The sequence below is a fragment of the Achromobacter sp. FW305-C-30-7 genome, assembly GCF_058783105.1.
The window spans coordinates 189,912-210,224 of record NZ_JBYSYI010000006.1 but is presented as its reverse complement, the minus strand read 5'-3'; the positions used below and the strand labels follow the sequence as shown (position 1 = coordinate 210,224).

Annotated in this window: 19 protein-coding genes; 14 read left to right on the top strand and 5 right to left on the bottom strand. The window is 67.7% G+C overall.

All coding sequences use genetic code 11. The features are described from left to right. Nucleotides 1–11 precede the first annotated feature (11 nt). The 13 genes from AC3WOB_RS20790 (at nucleotide 12) to AC3WOB_RS20730 (ending at nucleotide 15,212) form a co-directional block, all read left to right on the top strand. Nucleotides 12–1,556 carry an indolepyruvate oxidoreductase subunit beta family protein gene (locus AC3WOB_RS20790; protein ID WP_492276054.1) on the top strand — a complete coding sequence of 515 codons (1,545 nt, stop codon included), beginning with the start codon at nucleotides 12–14 and terminating at the stop codon, nucleotides 1,554–1,556. Between the two features lie 26 nt (nucleotides 1,557–1,582). Beyond that, complete coding sequence (locus tag AC3WOB_RS20785) at nucleotides 1,583–2,560, top strand: PDR/VanB family oxidoreductase (protein ID WP_492276053.1); 978 nt, start codon at nucleotides 1,583–1,585, stop codon at nucleotides 2,558–2,560. A gap of 22 nt (nucleotides 2,561–2,582) precedes the next feature. Then, nucleotides 2,583–3,902 (top strand): aromatic ring-hydroxylating dioxygenase subunit alpha, encoded by a 1,320-nt coding sequence (locus AC3WOB_RS20780; RefSeq protein WP_013391695.1) that lies wholly within the window; start codon nucleotides 2,583–2,585, stop codon nucleotides 3,900–3,902. Further along, nucleotides 3,899–4,390: an aromatic-ring-hydroxylating dioxygenase subunit beta gene (locus AC3WOB_RS20775; protein WP_492276052.1), complete on the top strand. Its 492-nt coding sequence runs from the start codon at nucleotides 3,899–3,901 to the stop codon at nucleotides 4,388–4,390. Before AC3WOB_RS20780 ends, AC3WOB_RS20775 begins: the two co-directional genes overlap by 4 nt. Nucleotides 4,391–4,399: 9 nt before the next feature. Continuing rightward, on the top strand, nucleotides 4,400–6,034 hold the full coding sequence (locus tag AC3WOB_RS20770) for an AMP-binding protein (protein WP_492276051.1): 1,635 nt from the start codon (nucleotides 4,400–4,402) through the stop codon (nucleotides 6,032–6,034). Next, a complete protein-coding gene (locus AC3WOB_RS20765) occupies nucleotides 6,031–7,200 on the top strand; it encodes a thiolase family protein (RefSeq protein WP_013391692.1) in 1,170 nt (389 codons plus the stop codon). Before AC3WOB_RS20770 ends, AC3WOB_RS20765 begins: the two co-directional genes overlap by 4 nt. Further along, nucleotides 7,197–8,438 (top strand): SDR family NAD(P)-dependent oxidoreductase, encoded by a 1,242-nt coding sequence (locus AC3WOB_RS20760; protein ID WP_207470320.1) that lies wholly within the window; start codon nucleotides 7,197–7,199, stop codon nucleotides 8,436–8,438. The genes AC3WOB_RS20765 and AC3WOB_RS20760 overlap by 4 nt, the downstream gene beginning before the upstream one ends. 45 nt (nucleotides 8,439–8,483) lie before the next feature. Continuing rightward, nucleotides 8,484–9,269, top strand: a complete 786-nt coding sequence (locus AC3WOB_RS20755) for a cyclase family protein (protein WP_013391690.1) — start codon at nucleotides 8,484–8,486, stop codon at nucleotides 9,267–9,269. 50 nt (nucleotides 9,270–9,319) lie between these two features. Beyond that, on the top strand, nucleotides 9,320–10,048 hold the full coding sequence (locus AC3WOB_RS20750; protein WP_013391689.1) for an SDR family NAD(P)-dependent oxidoreductase: 729 nt from the start codon (nucleotides 9,320–9,322) through the stop codon (nucleotides 10,046–10,048). A 176-nt stretch (nucleotides 10,049–10,224) separates the two neighbouring features. Beyond that, nucleotides 10,225–11,376, top strand: coding sequence for an ABC transporter substrate-binding protein (locus AC3WOB_RS20745; RefSeq protein ID WP_013391688.1), 1,152 nt, complete (start codon nucleotides 10,225–10,227; stop codon nucleotides 11,374–11,376). Nucleotides 11,377–11,632: 256 nt separating this feature from the next. Further along, the gene (locus AC3WOB_RS20740; RefSeq protein ID WP_207470307.1) at nucleotides 11,633–12,673 is read left to right on the top strand and encodes a branched-chain amino acid ABC transporter permease; all 1,041 of its coding nucleotides are present in this window, start codon (nucleotides 11,633–11,635) and stop codon (nucleotides 12,671–12,673) included. Further along, nucleotides 12,670–14,463: a branched-chain amino acid ABC transporter ATP-binding protein/permease gene (locus AC3WOB_RS20735; RefSeq protein ID WP_013391686.1), complete on the top strand. Its 1,794-nt coding sequence runs from the start codon at nucleotides 12,670–12,672 to the stop codon at nucleotides 14,461–14,463. Before AC3WOB_RS20740 ends, AC3WOB_RS20735 begins: the two co-directional genes overlap by 4 nt. After that, nucleotides 14,463–15,212, top strand: a complete 750-nt coding sequence (locus tag AC3WOB_RS20730) for an ABC transporter ATP-binding protein (protein WP_492276050.1) — start codon at nucleotides 14,463–14,465, stop codon at nucleotides 15,210–15,212. The genes AC3WOB_RS20735 and AC3WOB_RS20730 overlap by 1 nt, the downstream gene beginning before the upstream one ends. Before the next feature lie 36 nt (nucleotides 15,213–15,248). On the opposite strand, the gene AC3WOB_RS20725 is transcribed toward AC3WOB_RS20730, so the two are convergent. Next, the gene (locus tag AC3WOB_RS20725; protein ID WP_013391684.1) at nucleotides 15,249–16,184 is read right to left on the bottom strand and encodes a glycosyltransferase family 2 protein; all 936 of its coding nucleotides are present in this window, start codon (nucleotides 16,182–16,184) and stop codon (nucleotides 15,249–15,251) included. Nucleotides 16,185–16,407: 223 nt separating this feature from the next. Between AC3WOB_RS20725 and AC3WOB_RS20720 the strand changes: the two genes are divergently transcribed. Next, nucleotides 16,408–17,376 (top strand): LysR family transcriptional regulator, encoded by a 969-nt coding sequence (locus AC3WOB_RS20720; RefSeq protein WP_013391683.1) that lies wholly within the window; start codon nucleotides 16,408–16,410, stop codon nucleotides 17,374–17,376. A 122-nt stretch (nucleotides 17,377–17,498) separates the two neighbouring features. On the opposite strand, the gene AC3WOB_RS20715 is transcribed toward AC3WOB_RS20720, so the two are convergent. From AC3WOB_RS20715 to AC3WOB_RS20700, 4 genes are all read right to left on the bottom strand, one after another. Next, the gene (locus AC3WOB_RS20715) at nucleotides 17,499–17,627 is read right to left on the bottom strand and encodes a hypothetical protein (RefSeq protein ID WP_006226408.1); all 129 of its coding nucleotides are present in this window, start codon (nucleotides 17,625–17,627) and stop codon (nucleotides 17,499–17,501) included. Nucleotides 17,628–17,852: 225 nt separating this feature from the next. Further along, complete coding sequence (locus AC3WOB_RS20710; RefSeq protein WP_492276049.1) at nucleotides 17,853–18,785, bottom strand: sugar kinase; 933 nt, start codon at nucleotides 18,783–18,785, stop codon at nucleotides 17,853–17,855. Beyond that, complete coding sequence (locus tag AC3WOB_RS20705) at nucleotides 18,778–19,428, bottom strand: bifunctional 4-hydroxy-2-oxoglutarate aldolase/2-dehydro-3-deoxy-phosphogluconate aldolase (protein WP_207470297.1); 651 nt, start codon at nucleotides 19,426–19,428, stop codon at nucleotides 18,778–18,780. Before AC3WOB_RS20705 ends, AC3WOB_RS20710 begins: the two co-directional genes overlap by 8 nt. A gap of 22 nt (nucleotides 19,429–19,450) precedes the next feature. Continuing rightward, on the bottom strand, nucleotides 19,451–20,236 hold the full coding sequence (locus AC3WOB_RS20700; protein ID WP_492276048.1) for an IclR family transcriptional regulator: 786 nt from the start codon (nucleotides 20,234–20,236) through the stop codon (nucleotides 19,451–19,453). Nucleotides 20,237–20,313 lie beyond the last annotated feature (77 nt).

Genomic DNA, 20,313 nt, shown 5'->3' with positions numbered 1-20,313 from the left:
ACAACCGTTCCATGAACCCGGCCGCTATGCAACAAGCCAACCCGATCAAGATCGCCATCCTGGCCATGGGCGGCCAGGGCGGCGGCGTACTGGCCGACTGGATCGTCGACATGGCCGAGCACGCCGGCTGGTGGGCCCAGACCACTTCGGTGCCGGGCGTGGCCCAGCGTACCGGCGCCACCATCTATTACCTGGAGCTGCTGCCCGAATCGGAGGTGCAACGCGCCGGACGGCAACCCGCCCTGGCGCTGATGCCGACCCCGGGCGACGTCGACCTGGTGGTCGCCGCCGAACTGATGGAAGGCGGCCGCGCCATCCAGCGCGGCCTGGTCACGCCGGAACGCACGGTGCTACTGACTTCTTCCCACCGCAGCTACGCGGTCAGCGAAAAATCCGCGCCCGGCAACGGCATCGCCGATCCGAACAAGGTGCTGGAAGCCGGCCGCGCCGCGGCCAAGCGCTTCCTCTGCTTCGACCTGCAGGACCTGGCCGACCGCGCGGGAAGCGTCATCAGCGCCAGCCTGTTCGGCGCGGTCGCCGGCAGCGGCGCCCTGCCCTTTTCGCGCGACGATTTCGAAGCCACGGTGCGCCGTGCCGGACTGGGAGTGGAAGCCAGCTTGCGCGCCTTTGCGCTGGGCTACGAATCCGCCGACCAGGCGCCCGCGCAACCGGCCCCCATCGATCTGGCGCGCCCCGTTCCCGCCGTGCCCGAACGCGCCGCCAGCCCCAAGGCGCAAGCCCTGCTGGACACGATCAAGCGCGACTTCCCGGCCTGTGCCCAGCCCATGCTGGCCGTGGGCGTGCGCCGCCAGATCGAATTCCAGGACCTGGCCTACGCCACCGAATACCTGCGCCGCATGAAGGCCATCCGCGACCTCGACGCCGCCCACGGCGGCGAGGCCCGGCAATGGGCGCTGACCTGTGCCGCCGCGCGCTACGTGGCCACGGCCATGGCCTACGACGACGTGATCCGCGTCGCCGACCTGAAGACCCGCGCCACGCGTTTCGACCGCGTGCGCCAGGAAGTGGGCGCGCGCCCGGACCAGCTGGTCTACACCACGGAATTCATGCACCCGCGTCTGGAAGAGATCTGCGGCACCTTGCCCGCCGGGCTGGGCCGCTGGCTCGAAGGCTCCAAGGCCTTCGGCGGCTTCGTCGAGCGCCGCCTGGGCCATGGCCGCCGCATGCAGAGCGGCACGCTGGGCGGCTTCTTGATGCTGTACACGCTGGCCGGCATGCGGCGCTTCCGCCGCAGCACGCTGCGCCACCAGGCCGAAGCCGCCGGCCTGGTGCAGTGGCTGGACCTGATCGCCCGACTGGCCCCGCGCGACTACGCGCTGGCCGTCGAAACCGTGAATTGCCGCCGCCTGGTCAAGGGCTATAGCGACACCCATGTGCGCGGCGGCGGCAAGTACCGCCAGTTGCTCGCCGCGGCGGAACAGCTGGCCGGCCGGCCCGACGCCGCCGAAACGCTGCGCGCGCTGCGCGAAACCGCGCTGGCCAATGAAAAATGCGGCCCCATGGAACGCCAGCTGGCTGACAAGCTGGCGGCCTGAGACAAGTCAAGATAGGGACAAACGCCGTGCAGACACTGAAACTCATCGTCCGGGAAGTCCGGCAGGAATCGCCGCTGATCCGTTCGTTCCGGCTGGCGCGCGAGGACGCCGGCCCCCTGCCCGCCTTCGGACCGGGCGCGCATCTGAAGGTGACGGTGCCGGGCCTGCGCGAGCCGCGCTGCTATTCGCTGGTGCAACTGGCGCCCGAAGCCGGCAAGTTCGCCCAGCCGGCCGAATACCGGCTCGGCGTGCGTCTGGAAGAAACCAGCCAGGGCGGATCGCGCCACATGCACGCGCTGGCCGCGGGCGACACGCTCACGGTCGAAGGTCCAAAGAATGATTTCCCGCTGCACGAATCGCCCGCCGGCGACGAGCCGGTGGTGCTGATCGCGGGCGGCATCGGCATCACGCCGGTGGCGTCCATGGCGGCCGCGCTCAAGGCCGCCGGCCGCGCCTTCCATCTGCACTATTGCGGCCGCAGCAAGGACCAGCTGGCCTTCCTGCCCGAGCTGCAGGCCCTGGCCGGAGACAGCCTGAGCCTGCACGCCGACGACGATCCGTCCTGTCGCTTCGACCTGCAGGCGCTGCTGGAATCATCGTCGCCGCGCCAGCACCTGTACATCTGCGGCCCCAAGGGACTGATCGACGCCGTCATCCAGGGCGCCCACGCGCGCCACTGGCCCGATGCCCATATCCATTTCGAACTCTTCGCCACCGCCGCGCCGCAGGCCGGCGACCAGCCCTTCGAAGTCGAGCTGCGCCAATCCGGCCGGGTGCTGACCATCCCCGCCGACAAGACCATCATCGACGTGATGGAAGAAGAAGGCTGCGACCCGATGTACGACTGCAAGCGCGGCGAATGCGGCGTCTGCCAGGCCACCGTGCTGGAAGGCGAACCCGACCACCGCGACTACTACCTCTCGGACACCGAGAAAGCCAGCGGCAAGATCATCCAGATCTGCATCTCGCGCGCGAAATCGGCGCGCCTGGTGCTGGACCTGTAGCCCGACGCAAGGAAGCGCCACCATGGCCAAATACCGCGACAATCCCGACGCCATCCGCGCCCTGCTGCGCGACACCGAGGTGCACAAGGACCTGTTCATCGACCAGGAGCTGTTCGAGCTGGAGATGGAACGCCTGTACGCCAACACCTGGGCCTATGTCGGCCACGACAGCCAGGTGCCCAACCCGGGCGACTACGTCACCACCACGGTCGGCAACCAGCCGGTGGTGATGGTGCGCCACAGCGACCGCTCGGTGCGGGTGCTGCACAACCGCTGCCCGCACAAGGGCACCATGGTAGCGGGCGATGCCTGCGGCAATACCGGCAAGTTCTTCCGCTGCCCCTATCACGCCTGGACCTTCAAGACCGACGGCAGCCTGCTGTCCATCCCACTGAAGAAGGGCTACGAGAACACCGGCCTGGAAAACTGCGAAGCCAGCCAAGGCATGGCCGCCGTGAAGGACGTGAAGAACCATCGCGGCTTCGTGTTCTGCCGCCTGAACCCGGAAGGCCAGTCCTTCGAGGACTTCTTCGGCGAATCGCTGTCCACCCTGGACAACATGGTGGACCGCTCGCCCGAGGGCCGGCTGGAAGTCGCTGGCGGCGTGCTGCGCTATATGCACCGCTGCAACTGGAAGATGCTGGTCGACAACCAGACCGACACCTGCCACCCGATGGTGGCGCACGAATCTTCCGCAGGCACGGCCGTCAAGGTCTGGGAACAGGCGCCGGAAGGCACGCCCAAGCCCATGGCGGTGGAACTGTTCGCGCCCTTCATCTCGCCCTACGAGTTCTTCGAGAACATGGGCATACGCGTGTGGGAGAACGGCCACGGCCATACCGGCGTGGCGGATTCCATCCATGCCTCGTACTCGGGCGTGCCGGGCTACTGGGATTCCATGGTCGCCGCCTATGGCGAAGAGCGCGCCAAGCAGATCCTGGGCGACGTGCGCCACAACACCGTGTACTTCCCCAACATCATGGTCAAGGGCCCGATCCAGACGCTGCGCATCTTCAAGCCCATCGCCGCCGACCGCACGCTGGTGGAGTCCTGGACCTTCCGCCTGGTGGGCGCGCCCGACCTGCTGCTGGAACGCACGCTCATGTACAACCGCCTGATCAACGCGCCGACCTCGGTGGTCGGCCACGACGACCTGGAAATGTACGAGCGCGCACAGGACGGCCTGCAATCGCGCGCGCGGGACTGGGTCAACGTGGGCCGGCTGTACTCGCCCGATGAGCTCGGCCAGAAGAACGTCGCCACCAATGGCACCAATGAATGGCAGATGCGCAACCAGTACCGCGCATGGGGCCGCTACATGACCGGACCGGAGTCGGTATGAGCGCAAGCGACCGCGAGTTGATCGATTTTGTCTACGCCGAGGCGCGCATGCTGGACGAGCTGCGCTTCGAGGACTGGCTGAACCTGTACACCGAGGACGGCTATTACTGGATGCCGCTGGCCCACGGCCAGACCGACCCGAAGCTGCACGCCTCGCTCATGTACGAAGACAAGCTGCTGCTGCGCGTGCGCGTGGAGCGGCTGGCCGGCCAACGCACCTTCTCGCAGCAGCCCAAGAGCCGCTGCCATCACCTGCTGCAAGCGCCCATGGTGGAGCACGGCCATCCCGACGCCGCCCCCGCCGAAGGCCGCCACGTGGTGCGCACGGCCTTCCACTACGTCGAAACGCGGCAGGACGCGCAGACGCTGTACGCCGGCTGGGCCACCCACCACCTGGTGGAACAGGATGGCGCCTTGCGCATCCGTTTGAAGCGCGTCGACCTCGTCAACTGCGATTCGGCCTTCGGCAATATCCAATTGTTCATGTAGGAGCGGCTTGTGAGCACCACGGTCCATCAGGCTTTCCGCGATACCGCGGCCCGCTACGGCGCACAGCCCTTTCTGTGCATCCTGCCGGAAACGGCGCAGGCCTACGGCATCGCCGCCGGCGAACTGAGCTACGCCCAGGCCGATGCGGCCATCGAAACCCTGCGCGCGGCCTATGCCCGCGCCGGCTACGGCCACGGCCACCGCGCCGGCCTGCTGCTGGAGAACCGCCCCGCCTTCTTCCTGCACTGGTTCGCGCTGAACGCGCTGGGCGTGTCGGTGGTGCCCATCAATCCCGACCTGCGCGCGGCCGAACTCGAATACCTGACGGGACACTCCGAAATCGCGCTGGCCGTGGCGCTGCCCGAACGCCATGCCGACCTGCTGGCCGCCGCGCAACGCGCCGGCCGCGAACTGCGCGTGATGGGACCGGACGATGCGCCGCCCGCCGCGCCCTTCGCCGCGCCGCGGGCGGACAGAGAACCCGATGTCCTGACCGAATGCGCCCTGCTCTACACGTCCGGCACCACCGGACGGCCCAAGGGCTGCATCCTGCCCAACCGCTATTTCCTGCACGCCGGCGGCTGGTACGCCCGCATCGGCGGCCTGTGCGAACTGCGCCCCGGCCAGGAACGCATGCTGACGCCGCTGCCCCTGGTCCACATGAACGCCATGGCGTATTCGGCCATGGCCATGGTGCTGACCGGCGGCTGCCTGATCCCGCTGGACCGCTTCCATCCCAAGACCTGGTGGGACAGCGTGCGCGACTCCGGCGCGACGGTGCTGCACTACCTGGGCGTCATGCCCGCCATCCTGATGAAGGCCGAACCCTCCGCCCGGGACAAGCAGCCCGCCATCCGCTTCGGCTTCGGCGCCGGCGTGGACCGCAAGCTGCACCAACCCTTTGAAGAGCGCTTCGGCTTTCCGCTGCTGGAAGCCTGGGCCATGACCGAGACCGGCGCCGGCGCGGTCATCATCGCCAACCACGAACCGCGCCACATCGGCACCAGCTGCTTCGGCCGCGAGGAAGACGACGTGCTGGTGCGCATCGTCACCGACACGGGCGCCGAGGCCGCGGCGGGCGAACCGGGCGAACTGCTGGTGCGCCATGGCGGCGACGACCCGCGCTACGGCTTCTTTGCCGGCTATCTGAAGGACGAGGAAGCCACTTCCCAGGCCTGGGAAGACGGCTGGTTCCATACCGGCGACATCGTGCGCCGCGACGCCGACGGCGCGCTGCGCTTCGTGGACCGCAAGAAGAACGTCATCCGCCGCAGCGGCGAGAACATCTCCGCGGTGGAAGTGGAAAGCGTGCTGCTGCAGCACCCATTGGTCAAGGCCGTGGCGGTCGCCGCCGTGCCCGACGCGGTGCGCGGCGACGAAGTGCTGGCCTGCGTGGTGCCCGAGAGCCTGCCGGCCGAGGGCGCCGCAATGGCCGAGGCCGCGCGCAGCATCGTGCAATGGAGCCTGGAACAGCTGGCGTATTACAAGGCGCCCGGCTACGTCGCCTTCGTCGACAGCCTGCCGCTGACCACCACCAACAAGATCCAGCGCGGCGAAATGAAAGCCCTGGCGCCCACGCTGCCCGGCACGGCCCGCTGCGTGGACACCGGCCACATGAAGAAGCGCCAGGAGCCCGCGCGATGAGCCGCCTGGGCTACGACGGCGTGGTGGCGGCCTTGCCCGTCACGATTCCCTATGAACGCTATTCGACCCACGCCGCCCATTGGTGGCTGGGACGCGCGCTGGGCGCGCTGATCCGCCAGGCCGGCATCGCCAAGACCGACGTCGACGGGCTCTGCGTGTCCAGCTTCACCCTGGCGCCCGACACCGCCGTCGGCCTGGTGCAGCACCTGGGTATGAGCCCGCGCTGGCTGGACCACATCCCCATGGGCGGCGCCAGCGGCGTGGCGGCCTTGCGCCGCGCGGCCCGCGCCGTGCAGGCGGGCGACGCCAACATCGTTGCCTGCATCGCGGGCGACACCAACCACGTGGACTCGTTCCGCAACACGGTCAGCCAGTTCTCGCGCTTCGCGCAGGACGCGGTCTACCCCTACGGCGCAGGCGGCCCCAATGCCAGCTTCGCGCTGCTGACGGCCAACTACATGCGCACGACCGGCGCCACCCGCGAAGACTTCGGCAAGCTGTGCGTGGCGCAGCGCGACAACGCCCTGCGCTATCCGCACGCGCTGATGAAAAAACCGCTGACCTTGGCCCAGTATCTGGAGGCCCGCGTCATCACCGATCCGATCCATCTGTTCGATTGCGTGATGCCCTGCGCCGGCGCCGACGGCTTCCTGGTCATGAGCGAGGACCGGGCGCGCGCGCTGAACCTGCCCTACGCGCGCATTCTCTCCACCATCGAACGCCACAACGCCTGGATCGAAGACCCGATCCAGACCCGTGGCGGCTGGACCATGGATCTGGACGAGCTGTATGGCCAGGCCAACGCCCAGCCGGCCGACATGGATTTCCTGCAAGCCTATGACGACTATCCGGTCATCAATCTGATGCAGATGGAAGACCTGGGCTTCTGCCAGAAAGGCGCGGCTCCCGAATTCGTGCGCAGCAACACCTTCACCGTGGACGGCAGCTTTCCCTTCAACACCAATGGCGGCCAGCTATCGGTGGGCCAGGCCGGCGCGGCCGGCGGCTATCTGGGGCTGATCGAAGCGCTGCGCCAGCTGAGCGGCACGGCCGGCGGCACGCAGGTGGCTGATGCCCGCCTCGGCATGGTCAGCGGCTTCGGCATGATCAATTACGACCGCGGCCTGTGCACCGCCGCGGCCATCCTGGCTAGGAGCGACGCATGACCGAACCCTTGGCCAAGCCGCCCCGCAAGAATCCGATTGCCCGCACCCGCCAGCCGACCCTGCCGCCGGGCTGGCGCAGCCGCAGCGCGCTAGGCCTGACCGCCGCCGCCGCCGAGGGCCGCTTCGACCTGCAGACCTGCGCCGATTGCGGCGCGGTCCAGTACCCGCCGCGCGAGGTCTGCGGCCACTGCCTGTCCGAGCGCTTGCCCTGGCGCCCCGCCGATCCGAGCGGCGTACTGCTGGTCAGCACCACCCTGCATCACAGCAACGACCTGTATTTCCGCGAACGCCTGCCCTGGCGCGTGGGCACGGTGCGCATGACCGCCGGCCCCTCGGTGGTGGCGCACGTGCACCAAGACTGCGCCGACGGCGCCCGCGTGCGCCTGGCGCTGAAGCTGGACCGCAGCGGCCAGGCCGTGATGATCGCCCTGCCTGAAAGGAACACGCCGAACATGGAAGACGACAAGACCCTGCGCGAAACCTCGTGCGATCCGAAATTCCGCCGCGCGCTGGTCACCGACGGCAAGTCGGCGGTGGGCCAGGCCGTGGCGCGCGCCCTGCTGGACGCGGGCTGCCCGAGCGTGTTCCTGGGAGACCCGCAAGCCTGGAAGCGCGACGCCGCCTACGATGCGCTGGCGGCCGACCCGCGCGTGCAGGCGGTGGTGCTGGACGTGACCGATACCGATTCGGTCGAACGCGTCGCCGCCTCCATCGGCGGCAAGGTCGAGATCCTGGTGAACACCGCCGACCTGGAACGCGAAGGCGGGCTGCTGAACCGCAAGGACGTGAACACGGCGCGCGACGCCATGGACGTGAACGTGCTGGGGCTGATGCGCCTGGCGCAGAGTTTCGGCCCGGCGCTGTGCGGCCGCGCCGCGGACGGCGTCAACAGCGCCACCGCCTGGGTCAACGTGCTGTCGATCTACGCCCACATGAACCTGCCCTCGCGCGGCATGTGGTCGGCGTCCAAGGCCGCCGCGCTGTCCCTGGCGCAATGCCTGCGCGCCGAGATGCGCGGCGCGGGCGTGCGGGTAGTGAACGTGTTCCCCGGGCCGGTGGACCACGAATGGGAGCAGCGCACGCCGCCCCCGCGCGTGGCGCCCGCGGCGATCGCCGCCGCCATTGTGCGCGCACTGAAGGAAGGCATCGAGGACGTCTATGTCGGCGATGTCGCGCAGGAATTCCGCGCCCGGCTGGCGGAAAACCCCAAGGGACTGGAACGGGAGCTGGGAGCCTGACGGCCCGCCCCGCCCCGACAACGCACGAACCTAGAGGAACAGCACATGAGCCAAAACATTCTTGCCCAATTCATGGCCGAACTGATGTCCGGCCGCATCCGCGTGGTGGACCTGACCGAGACGCTGACGCCGGAGTTCCCGACCATCGTACTGCCGCCGGAATTCGGCCAGGCCTGGCCGTTCCGCATCGAGGAGATCTCGCGCTACGACGAGCGCGGCCCGGCCTGGTATTGGAACAACTTCTCGTGCTCCGAGCATACCGGCACCCACTTCGACGCGCCGGCCCACTGGGTCACGGGCAAAGACCAGCCTGACAACACCGTCGACACCATTCCGGTCGAGGCCTTCATCGCCAGCGCGTGCGTCATCGACTGCTCGGCCGAATCCCGCGACAACCCGGACTTCCTGCTGACCATAGATTTCGTGAAGAAATGGGAAGAGCGGCACGGCCGCATCCCCGCGCGTTCCTGGGTGCTGATGCGCACCGACTGGTCCAAGCGCGCCAAGCCCGCCGACTACCTGAACCTGCAGGAAGACGGCGCGCACTCGCCCGGCCCGGACGCTGAAGTGGTGCCCTGGCTGATCAAGGAACGCGACGTGCACGGTTTCGGCACCGAGTCGGTCGGCACCGACGCGGGCCAGGCGCAACACCTGGATCCCCCCTATCCCTGCCACTACTACATGCACGGCAACAACCGCTACGGCCTGCAATGCATGACCAACCTGGACCAGTTGCCGCCCACCGGCGCGGTGATCTTCTCGGCGCCGCTCAAGATCCGCAGCGGCTCGGGCAGCCCGCTGCGCGTGCTGGCGCTGGCGCCGAAGGCCTGAGCCGGCCGCACCTGAGCCGGCCGCACCACAACGACAACAGGGGGATATCCATGACGCACACCAACGTCGCCATCGTCACCGGCGGCAGCGCCGGCATCGGCGCCGAAATCTGCCGCAGCATGCTGGACGCGGGCTACGAAGTGATTTCCATGGCGCGCCGCGCCGCCGACTTCAGCCACCCGCGCCTGCACAACGTGCAGGTGGACCTGCTGGACGCCGAGGCCACCGCGCAAGCGGGCGCCGAAGCCGCCGCCAGGTTTCCCGTCAGCCACGTCATCCACAACGCCGGCGTCATCTGGCCCAACCTGCTGCCGCAGGTCACGCAGGAAGAGCTGCACGGCCTGACCCAGATCCACCTGGGCGCGGCCATCAGCCTGGTGCAGGCCGCCCTGCCCGGCATGCAGGAACGCAAGTTCGGCCGCATCGTGATGATGTCCTCGCGCGGCGCTTTGGGCCTGCCGACCCGCACGGCGTATTCGGCCACCAAGGCCGGCATGGTGGGCATGGCGCGCACCTGGTCGCTGGAGCTGGCGCCTTATGGGATCACGGTCAACGTGGTGGCCCCCGGCCCGATCCAGACCGATATGTTCTACGAAGTGATCGAGCCCGGCAGCGAACGCGAAAAGCAGCTGGCCGCCGGCATCCCGGTCAAGCGCCTGGGCCGTTCGGACGACGTCGCGCGCGCCGTCATGTTCTTCTCGGATCCGGCCAACAGCTTCGTCACCGGCCAGACGCTGTTCGTCTGCGGCGGCGCCAGCGTCAGCTCCATCACCATCTGAACACGCTTCGGGTTTTGACGGATAGGTAAGCACTGCGGACCGGGTCTACAGTGCGTAGCCTGCGCACAGAAAGTTTAAGCAACAAGTATTAAAGCAAATCAAGCAAGCACAGAAGCACCCGTTTTCTCCGTTTTCCAGCCGCACCCCCACCCTGCTCCCTATCCGGAGGTTTTGCCATGCTGTCGAAGAAACTCCCCCTGGCCGCTGCCGCCGCGGTAGCCGCGCTGTTCGCCCTGCCCGCCCTGGCCCAAGTCAAGGTCGGCGTCGTCACCTCGTCCACCGGCCCCACGGCCCTGGTGGGGATTCCGCAGAAGAACACCGTGCCGCTGCTGCCGAAGAAAATCGGCGACCTGACCGTGGAATACATCTCGCTGGATGACGCCAGCGATTCCACCAACTCCGTGACGGCCTTCAAGAAGCTGATCTCGGAGCAGAACGTCGACGCGCTGATCGGGCCGTCGGGTTCGCCCAACGCCATGGGCGTGATCCAGTTCGCGGCCGAGGCCGGCGTGCCGATGCTGGCGCCGGTAGGCACCGCCGCGGTCGTGCTGCCCATGAACGAACAGAAGAAGTGGGTCTTCAAGACCACCCAGAACGACGACATCATCGCGCGCGCGCTGGTCGACCACATGGTCAAGACCGGCATCAAGACGGTCGGCTTCATCGGCCTGAACGATCCCTACGGCGAGAACTGGTCCAAGGTCTTCGCGGGCCTGGCCGCTGAAAAGGGCATCAAGATCACGGCCAACGAGCGTTACCTGCGCTTCGACAGCTCGGTCACCGGCCAAGCGCTGAAGATCCTGGCCGCCAAGCCGGACGCCGTGCTGGTGGCCGCCCCCGGCGCCGCCAGCGTGCTGCCGCAGACCACCCTGTTCGATCAGGGCTACAAGGGCAAGTTCTACCAGACCCACGGCGCGGCCCTGCCCGACTTCCTGAAGCTGGGCGGCAAGAAGGTCGAAGGTACGGTGCTGGCCGCCAGCCTGATGCTGGTGCTGCCGGAAATGCCGGACAGCAATCCGTCCAAGAAGGTCGCGGCCGACTACATCGCGGCCTACGAGAAGCTCAACGGCTCCAAGCCGGCCACCTTCGGCGCCAACGTCTACGACGCCGGCCTGCTGCTGGAAAAGGCCGTGCCGATCGCCGAGAAGGCTGGCAAGCCGGGCACCAAGGAGTTCCGCAACGCGTTGCGCGATGCGCTGGAACAGACCAAGGAGCTGGTGGGCACCCAGGGCGTCTACAACATGACGGCCGCCGACCACAGCGGCTTCGACGACCGCGGCCGCGAACTCATCACCGTCAAGGACGGGGCCTGGACACTGGTGAAGTAGTTCCCCCCCCGAAGCGCTGCGCGCTTCCCCCCCAGGGGGGCATGCCTGCGGACCGGCAAAGCCGGCTCCGCAAGGTGGGCTCCCCCCGAAGCGCTGCGCGCTTCCCCCCAAGGGGGCATGCCTGCGGACCGGCAGAGCCGGCTCCGCGGCATCCCGATGGGGTGCGCAGAGTCTGCTCCGTAGCAACCTGGCGGGCGCGCGTGGATAGAGGGGGTGAGGTGCCTGGCGTGCTTGTCTGTCTTACCCGGAATTTCGCATGAATGCTCAGATTGCCCTGATACTCGGGCAGGACGGCATAACCAACGGCGCCATCTATGCGCTGCTGGCCTTGTCCATCCTGCTGGTCTTTACCGTCACCCGCGTGCTGTTCATCCCGCAAGGCGAGTTCGTCGCGTTCGGCGCGCTGACCATGGCTGCGCTGCAGGCCGGCAAGCCGGTGCTGCTGGTGTGGCTGCTGTTCGCCTTCGCAGTGGCCGAGGTCGGCGCCGATCTGCTGGCGCGGCGCAAGCGGCCTGGCCGCAACCGCGGTGCCTGGCGCATGGCGGTCAAGCTGGCCTATCCGCTGGTGCTGGCCGCGCTGTTCTACAAGCTGCCGCTGGCCCAGCTGCCGATGGCGGCGCAGGCGCTGCTGACGCTGCTGTTGCTGGTGCCGATGGGGCCGCAGTTGTACCGCCTTTTCTACCAGCCCATCGCGTCGGCCTCGACGCTGGTGCTGCTGATCGTCTCCATTGCCGTGCACCTGGCGCTGGTCGGCCTGGGGCTGCTGGCCTTCGGCGCGGAAGGCGCCCGCACCGCGCCGTTCAGCGACGCCAGCCTGGCGCTAGGACCGTTGAACGTCAATAGCCAGGCGCTGTGGGTGGTGGCGGTGTCGGCCCTGCTCATCATCGTGCTCTACCAGTTCTTCGAACGCTCGATGTACGGCAAAGCGCTGCGCGCGGCTGCCTTCAACCGGCTGGGCGCGCGGCTGATGGGCATCTCGCCGATCTTCGCCGGCAAGGCTACGTTCTTCCTGGCCGCGCTGATCGGCACGGTCTCGGGCATCCTGATCGCCCCCATCACCACCATGTATTTCGACTCCGGCTTCATGGTCAGCCTGAAAGGCTTCGTGGGCGCCATCATCGGCGGCCTGGTGAGTTATCCGCTGGCTGCGGCCGGCGCCATCCTGGTCGGCCTGATCGAAGCCTTCTCCTCGTTCTGGGCCAGCGCCTACAAAGAAATCATCGTGTTCACGCTGATCATCCCCGTGCTGCTCTGGCGTTCACTGAAAAGCCATCACGTCGAGGAAGAAGACGAATGAACCCGCGCCACATCCTCCTCGCCTTCCTGGCGCTGCTGGCCTTGGCGCCGCTGGCGCTGCCGCCATTCTACGTCACGCTGCTGAACTACATCGGCCTGTACGCCATGGTGGCGCTGGGCCTGGTGCTGCTGACCGGCGTCGGCGGCCTGACCAGCTTCGGACAGGCCGCCTTCGTGGGCGTGGGCGCCTACACCACCGCACTGCTGACCACCCGCGCGGACACGCTGCCCTCCTGGCTGGCCTGGCTGGGCGCATCGCCGTGGCTGACCTTGCTGGCCGGACTGGCGCTGACCGTGGTCATCGCCTACTTGCTGGGCGCGATCACGCTGAAGCTGTCGGGCCATTTCCTGCCGCTGGGCACGATCGCCTGGGGCCTGTCGCTGTACTTCGTCTTCGGCTCGGTCGAGGGCCTGGGCGGCCATACCGGCATTCCGGACATTCCCGCCATCAGCCTGTTCGGCTGGACGCTGAACCAGGGCGACAACATCTATTACCTGATCTGGGCCTTCCTGCTGGTGGCCGTGTGGTCGACTCAGAACCTGCTGGATTCGCGCGAGGGCCGCGCCATCCGCGCGCTCAAGGGCGGCCGCGTGATGGCCGAATCCATGGGCGTGGACACCGCCCGCTCGCGCATGGTGATCTTCATCATCGCGGCGCTGCAAGCCTGCGCCTCGGGCTGGCTGTATGCGCACATGCAGCGCTTCGTGAACCCCAACCCGTTCGGCTTGCAGATGGGCATCGAGTACCTGTTCATGACCGTCATCGGCGGCGCGGGACAGGTCTGGGGCGCGCTGGTCGGCGCGGGTGTGTTCACCGTGCTCAAGCAATGGCTGCAGGACTGGATGCCCAAGCTGCTGGGCCAGACCGGCAACTTCGAGGTCATCGTGTTCGGCTTCGGCATGGTGCTGCTGTTGCATCGCGCCCGCAGCGGGCTGTGGCCGGTGCTGACACGCTGCGTGCCAGTGAAGAAGCAGCAGCGCAAGCTGGACCTGAACGCAGAGCCGCTGCCGCGCAAGCCCATGCCGCCACGCGGCGAAGTGGTGCTCAAGGCCGTGGACGTGACCCGCAAGTTCGGCGGCCTGGTCGCCAACAACGCCATGAACCTGGAAATCCGCGCCGGCGAGATCCTGGCGCTGATCGGCCCCAACGGCGCCGGCAAGAGCACCATGTTCAACCAGATCTCCGGCGTGGACACGCCGACCTCGGGCACGGTGACGCTGCTGGGCCATTCCGTGGCCGGCGCCGGCGCGCGCCGCATCGCGCGGCTGGGCCTGTCGCGCACCTTCCAGCATGTACGCCTGCTGGGCCGCATGAGCGTGCTGGAAAACGTGGCCATCGGCGCGCACCTGCGCGGCCACCGCGGCGTGCTGCCGGCCGCCTGGCGGCTGGACCGCGCCGAAGAGGCGCGCCTGCTGGCCGAAGCCGCGCGCCAGGTCGAGCGCGTGGGCCTGGGCAAGCATCTGCACGATGAAGCCGGTTCGCTGGCCCTGGGGCAGCAGCGCATCCTGGAGATCGCCCGCGCGCTGGCGTCCGATCCCTGCATCCTGTTGCTGGACGAGCCCGCCGCCGGCCTGCGCTACCAGGAAAAATGCGAGCTGGCCGAGTTGCTGAAGAAGCTGCGCGCCGAGGGTATGGCCATCCTCCTGGTCGAGCACGACATGGACTTCGTCATGGGGCTGGTGGACCGCGTGGTGGTCATGGACTTCGGCGAAAAAATCGCCGAGGGCCTGCCCGGCGAGATCCAGAACAACCCCGCGGTGCTTGAAGCCTATCTGGGCGGAGTGGAATGATGAGCGCGAATTTGCTGGAAGTGCGCGACCTGCGCGTGGCCTACGACAAGATCGAAGCCATATCGGGCGTCAGCCTGGCAGTGGGCGAAGGCCAGATCGTGACCGTGATCGGCCCCAACGGCGCCGGCAAGACCACCCTGCTGTCGGCCATCATGGGCGTGCTGCCGTCCAGCGGCCAGATCGTCTTCGGCGGCAAGCCGCAGGAGCACGCCGAGATCGAGGAAATGGTGGCGGCCGGCATGAACCTGGTGCCCGAAAAGCGCGAACTGTTTGCCGAGATGACGGTGGAAGACAACCTGATGCTGGGCGCCTTCCATCGTTTCCGCTGCGGCTTGCGCGACCAGGACCAGACGCTGGCCGAGGTCTTTGAACTGTTTCCGCGCTTGAAGGAACGCCGCGCCCAGCTGTCCGGCACGCTGTCCGGCGGCGAACGCCAGATGCTGGCGGTGGGCCGCGCACTGATGGCCAAGCCCAAGCTGCTGATGCTGGACGAGCCCAGCCTGGGCCTGGCGCCGCGCATCGTGCGCGAAGTGTTCCGCATTGTCGCGCGCCTGCGCGAAATGGGCGTGTCGATCTTGCTGATCGAACAGAACGCCCGCGCCGCGCTACAGGTGGCCGATTACGCCTATGTGCTGGAAACCGGCGCCGTCACGCTGGAAGGCCCGGCCGCTCAGGTGGCGGAGGATCCGCGCGTGGTCGAGGTGTATCTGGGACTGGGGCATGGGGCGTCCGCCGCGGCGCCTGCGTAATGCAACGCCTGCGGGGGCCTGCCTGCGCGGCGGCCCCTAGGCGACGCCGCGGCGCCGGTCGCGACGGTACAGGGCGTAACCCAGCGGCCACATGGCCGCCACCATGAACTTCGCCGCAGGGTTGGTCAGCTTGTAGGCCTGCACCGCCGTCGCCACCCCGGAGTGCTTCAGATGCAGCCGGAAGCGGGTATAGCGCGCCGCGGCCATGATGAACTCGCGCGGCCGGTAGCGGAAGAATTCCAGATGGTGCTGCAGCATGTCCCAGGCCAGCAGGTACAAGCCCTGGGCATTGTTGCCCACCGAGACCGCGCCCTGGCTCAGGCCGCCAGGCGTGTCGTGGTAGGTACGCACCACGCGGTTGATGAAGCGGCTGAGATAACCCGCTCGCGCGATCGCCCACCACACCAGGCTTTCGGGCACGAAGCCGGCGACATCCTCGGGGAAGGGATATTTCCTGAGAATGTCGGTGCGCATACAGCCGAACTTCTCGCCCTTGATGCGATAGCGGAAATAGACGTCCACGGCCGTGCTGTCGAACACGTCCTGCGGGTAGCGGTCGCCGACGATGCTGCCGTCAGGACGCGCGCACAGGCCGGTCACGGCCACATAGGATTCGCGCCGTGCCGGCGGAATGCTGTCCCAGGCCGCCTTGAACGTGGCCAGGGCGTCGGGCGGCATTTCGTCGTCGCTGTCCAGGCCGACGATGAGTTCGCCGTGCGCCTCGCGCACGCCGCGGTTGAAGGCTGTTTTCTTGTGGCGGTTGTTCTGCCAGAAATAACGGATCGGAAAATCGGCGCGCGCCTGCCACTCCAGGATGGATTCGTGGGTATTGTCGGTGGAACCGTCGTCCACCACCACCCATTCGAAATCCCGGAACGTCTGCCGGGAAAGGGATTCATATACCCGATGGAGCGTGCCCGCCCGGTTGTAGGTGGGCGTTAAAACAGTGAAAAAAGTTGGTGTGTCGGTCATGCCCACTGAGCCCCTTTGCGATGCGTCATGCAAGCGCTGCGGTCTTGGTTTTGGTGTTTTCGCCTGAAGTTTAGGGGATATGCCCGCGCGAACCGGCCCCGAGACGCTCAAATTTGCAATCAAATCTGACAAAACCGAGATTCGTACAACATCGGGAGCCGCGTCAATCTTGGGAACGCGTTCCGTAGTGGCGTACACTCGGGCGGCCAAAACCGGAATGCCCATGGAAGCGTCGACCGTCCAGCTCAATGACATCGCCTTGTTCGTCGAGGTCGCCAAGCGTAAAAGCTTCAGCCTGGCGGCGCGCGCGCTGAACATGCCGACCTCGACTTTGTCGCGTCGGATCAATGAGTTGGAACGCGCCATCGGCTTGCGTCTGATCAACCGCAACACGCGCCGCCTGGATCTCACGGAAGCCGGCGCCGCCTATATGCGGCGCTGCCAGGGCCTGATCGACGAGGCCCGCCTGGCGCATGAGCAACTGCAATCGCTGTCCGGCGGTCCGTCCGGCAACCTGCGGGTATCCATGCCTTACAGCCTGGCGATCTGGCTGTTGCCGGAAACCATCAATGACTTCACGGATCGCTATCCCGAAGTGGAGTGCGAGTTCGATCTGAGCATGATGACGGCCTCCGACGCGCAGGGCACGCCGTTCGACATCGTGCTGCGCTTCGGCAGCAACGCCGACTATCCGCTGGCGACGGCTGGCGCGGCCGACCTCAACGGCAACCGCGGCCTGCATGGCGGGGCGGTGGTGCAGGAACTGGTCTCCCTGGACAACTTCCTGTATGCCTCTGACCGCTACCTGGAACGCCATGGCGAACCCAAGACCCCGGCCGATCTGACCCAGCACCAATGCCTGCGCACCACCATCGACGAGGCGCATTCGCACTGGACTCTGCGGCGCGGCGCGGTCAGCGAACGCGTGCCGGTCAGCGGCCATCTGGCGGCCAACAATATGAGCATCGCGGGCACGCTGGCCGGCCTGGACCTGGCCATTACGCGCATGCCGCACTGCCTGGCGCTGGAACCCATCATCGAGCGCAATTCGCTCAAGCGGGTGCTGCCGGGCTGGTCGGTGGATCCAATCTCGATCTTCGTGGTCTACCCTTCCAGCATCCAGCCGGCCAAGACCCGGGCCTTCATGGATTTCATCCGGCCCAAGCTCGGTCCGCCGCAGGACAAGAAGTAAGCAGGATCGGCGCTTGCGGCAAGCCCCGGGCCAGAACCGGGAGCAAGACGAAAAAAAACCCGCGCGGCGCACCGGCGGGTTTTTTCGATCGGGCCGGGGCTGGCCCCGGCCGGACACGTCGATTAGACGCGCTTGATCTTTTCCAGCATCTTGAACACACCCTTGGGCGACTTGACGAACAAGCGCTTGAAAGCCTTGCCCAGGCAACGACGTTCCAGGGTGTTGCGACGCACGCGTTTGCGTTCAGCCATGTTGATTCTCCTGTTGAATTTGCGGTAGTGAAGCCCGCACAACCGGATACTGGGCTGGCGGAAAATTCGGGTAACTTGGCATTTTAGCCTGAAATGCGCAGGCCGCGCCAATGGCGCGAAAATGCAGCGTTTCCGCCACGCTTCCGCCCCACGCAATGAAATAAGGGGCGCATCTTCCCCCTGCCGCCCTGGGCAAGCAGCAGCCCTGCCCAGACCGCATCCTGGTCAGCCCGAAATGCTCTTCAACCGTTCCAGGACCTGCTCCTTGCGCGGCAACGGATCCACCGCGCCGTATCCCAGGGTGGACAGGGCCGCAGCCGCATTGGCATAACGCACCGCATCCTCCCAGGAATCGCCCTGGCAGCGGCGCGCCAGCAGGCTGCCCGCAAAGCAGTCCCCCGCACCGGTCGCGTCCACCGCTTCCACGCGCAAGGCCGCCACCGGGATACGCTGGCGGCCGTCGTCGATGATGGACCCGTCCTTGCCCAGCTTCAGCACCACCACGCCAGTGGCGCCGGCGTCACGGATCCAGTCCAGCGTGCGTTCCGGGTCGTCGTTGCCGGTCAGGTGCTGCATGTCGTCCATGCTGGGCAGGAACAGGTCGGCCGTGCGCATGGTCTCGCGCAGCACGGCCCGGGCGCGGTCCACCGGCCACAAGCGCAGCCGCAGGTTCGAATCCAGGCTGACCTGGACCCCGGCCGCATGCGCGCGCTCGATGGCGGCGAAGACGGTGTCGCAGGCGCTGGTGCTGATCGCCAGGCTGATGCCCGACACGTGCAGGTAGCGGGCGCGTTCGATCAGGCCCGAGTCCAGGCAGGCCGGCGTCATCAGGCTCGCAGCCGAACCGCGGCGCAGGTAGCTGAAAGCATGGCCGTCCGGGCCGTGCTGCACGAAGTACAGGCCGGTATGCGCCTGCTCGTCCACCTGCACGCCCGAGGTGTCCACGCCCTCGGCCCCCCACAAGTCCAGGAACTGCTGGCCGAAGGCGTCGTTGCCGACACGCGTCAGATAGGCGCAGCTTGCGCCCTGCCGCGCCGCGGCGATGACGGCGTTGGAGGTGTCGCCGCCGAAGCCCTGCAGGTATTGCCGCTGGTCCTGGTGCGTCTGGTTCAGTTCGACCAGCGGCTCGCCCAGCGCGACGATGTCGAAATCAGCCATGGGCGGCCTCCCGGGTACGGACGATCTGCGCCACCAGCGCGGCGGTGTCGCGGGCGGCGAAGGCCGCCTTGTCATAGAGGTTGCTGCCGATGCCGACGATGGCGGCGCCGGCGGCAAAGTACGCGCCCATGTTGTCCTGGGTGACGCCGCCCGTGGGGCAGAAGATGGTGTCCGGGTAGACGGACTTCAACGCCGCCAGGTGCTTGGGGCCGCCCGTGTCCGCGGGGAAGATCTTCACCACGTCCACGCCGGCGCGGCGCGCCGCCAGCACTTCGGTGGGCGTGAAGGCGCCCAGCAGGCAGAGCGCGTCGGCCGCGTGCGCCAGGTCGACGATGTCGGTGGCCAGCGCCGGCGACACCAGGAAGTCCGCGCCCGCGACCAGGGCCTCGCGCGCCTGCTGCTCGTCCAGCACCGTGCCCACGCCCAACAGCAGCGCGCTGCCGTGCTTGTCGCGCAGCGCCCGCAGCAGATCGGTGACGCCGGGGATGGTCCAGGTCAGCTCCAGCGTGGTGCAGCCGGCGGCCACGGCGACTTCGGCGGCATAGGCGGCGGTGGCGGCGTCCGTGTAACGCAGCACGGGGACGACCCGGGCGGCCAACAGGGTGGAGAGCTTGGAGGCGAGAGGGGCTGCGGTTGCGGTCATGGCATTCCTTGAAGGCAGACGGTCAGGCGCCGCCGGGCGATACCGGCAGGACGGCGAGTTTGGCTGCGGCGGCATCACGCAGCCGCAGCAAGGGTTCGATATAGGCGGCTTGCGGGTCGTCGCGCCGCCGGAACAACAAGGTGCTGACGCTGACGCCAGCGACGGGCCGCCCGGCCGCGTCGCACAAGGCCACGCCATAGCAGACGATGCCGGGCTCGTTTTCCTCGTCGTCGGTGGCGTAGCCGCGCGCAGCGGCCAGGTCCAGCACGGCGCGCAGTTCGGGCAGGCTGGTCACGGTGCCGGGCATGCGGGCGGTCAGGGGCAGATCGTGCAGCAGGCGCTCGCGCGCGGCGGCGTCCAGTGCCGCCAGGTAGGCCTTGCCGACGGCGCTGGAGTGCAGCGCCACGGAGGCCCCGACGCGCGAGGCCATGCGCACCGGGCCGGGGCTTTCCAGCTTGTCGATATAGGTCATTTCCAGCCCGGCAGGCACGGCCAGGTGCACGGTTTCGCCGGTTTCGTCGCGCAGCGCCTGCAGGTCGGGCGCCAGCGCCGCGCGCAGGTCGAACTGCGACCAGGCCCGGCTGGCCAGAGACATCAGGCGCGGCCCCAGGCGGTAGGCGCCGCCGGTTTCGGCCACCATGCCCTGCTCGGCCAGGGCGGCGACGATGCGGTAAACCGTGGGCCGGGGATAGCCGCAGCTGCGCGCCAGCGACGCGGCCGTGGGCGGTTGGGGCGCATCCGCCACCGCCTGCAGCACCGTCATGAACTTGGCGAACGCCGCGGCGCCCGGGACCTTGGTTTCCAGCAAGTATGTCTCCAACTAAGGGCGGCAAGCCTTTAGCAATGAATCAGCAGAATGTGCAAGCCGAACAGCGCGAATGTCAG

Excerpts from the sequence above, each read along its gene's own strand:
- AC3WOB_RS20790 (WP_492276054.1), top strand. The coding sequence starts at position 12 with ATGAACCCGGCCGCTATGCAACAAGCCAACCCGATCAAGATCGCCATC.
- AC3WOB_RS20780 (WP_013391695.1), top strand. The coding sequence starts at position 2,583 with ATGGCCAAATACCGCGACAATCCCGACGCCATCCGCGCCCTGCTGCGC.
- AC3WOB_RS20775 (WP_492276052.1), top strand. The coding sequence starts at position 3,899 with ATGAGCGCAAGCGACCGCGAGTTGATCGATTTTGTCTACGCCGAGGCG.
- AC3WOB_RS20765 (WP_013391692.1), top strand. The coding sequence starts at position 6,031 with ATGAGCCGCCTGGGCTACGACGGCGTGGTGGCGGCCTTGCCCGTCACG.
- AC3WOB_RS20760 (WP_207470320.1), top strand. The coding sequence starts at position 7,197 with ATGACCGAACCCTTGGCCAAGCCGCCCCGCAAGAATCCGATTGCCCGC.
- AC3WOB_RS20755 (WP_013391690.1), top strand. The coding sequence starts at position 8,484 with ATGAGCCAAAACATTCTTGCCCAATTCATGGCCGAACTGATGTCCGGC.
- AC3WOB_RS20750 (WP_013391689.1), top strand. The coding sequence starts at position 9,320 with ATGACGCACACCAACGTCGCCATCGTCACCGGCGGCAGCGCCGGCATC.
- AC3WOB_RS20745 (WP_013391688.1), top strand. The coding sequence starts at position 10,225 with ATGCTGTCGAAGAAACTCCCCCTGGCCGCTGCCGCCGCGGTAGCCGCG.
- AC3WOB_RS20740 (WP_207470307.1), top strand. The coding sequence starts at position 11,633 with ATGAATGCTCAGATTGCCCTGATACTCGGGCAGGACGGCATAACCAAC.
- AC3WOB_RS20735 (WP_013391686.1), top strand. The coding sequence starts at position 12,670 with ATGAACCCGCGCCACATCCTCCTCGCCTTCCTGGCGCTGCTGGCCTTG.
- AC3WOB_RS20730 (WP_492276050.1), top strand. The coding sequence starts at position 14,463 with ATGAGCGCGAATTTGCTGGAAGTGCGCGACCTGCGCGTGGCCTACGAC.
- AC3WOB_RS20725 (WP_013391684.1), bottom strand. The coding sequence starts at position 16,184 with ATGACCGACACACCAACTTTTTTCACTGTTTTAACGCCCACCTACAAC.
- AC3WOB_RS20720 (WP_013391683.1), top strand. The coding sequence starts at position 16,408 with ATGGAAGCGTCGACCGTCCAGCTCAATGACATCGCCTTGTTCGTCGAG.
- AC3WOB_RS20715 (WP_006226408.1), bottom strand. The coding sequence starts at position 17,627 with ATGGCTGAACGCAAACGCGTGCGTCGCAACACCCTGGAACGTCGTTGC.
- AC3WOB_RS20710 (WP_492276049.1), bottom strand. The coding sequence starts at position 18,785 with ATGGCTGATTTCGACATCGTCGCGCTGGGCGAGCCGCTGGTCGAACTG.
- AC3WOB_RS20705 (WP_207470297.1), bottom strand. The coding sequence starts at position 19,428 with ATGACCGCAACCGCAGCCCCTCTCGCCTCCAAGCTCTCCACCCTGTTG.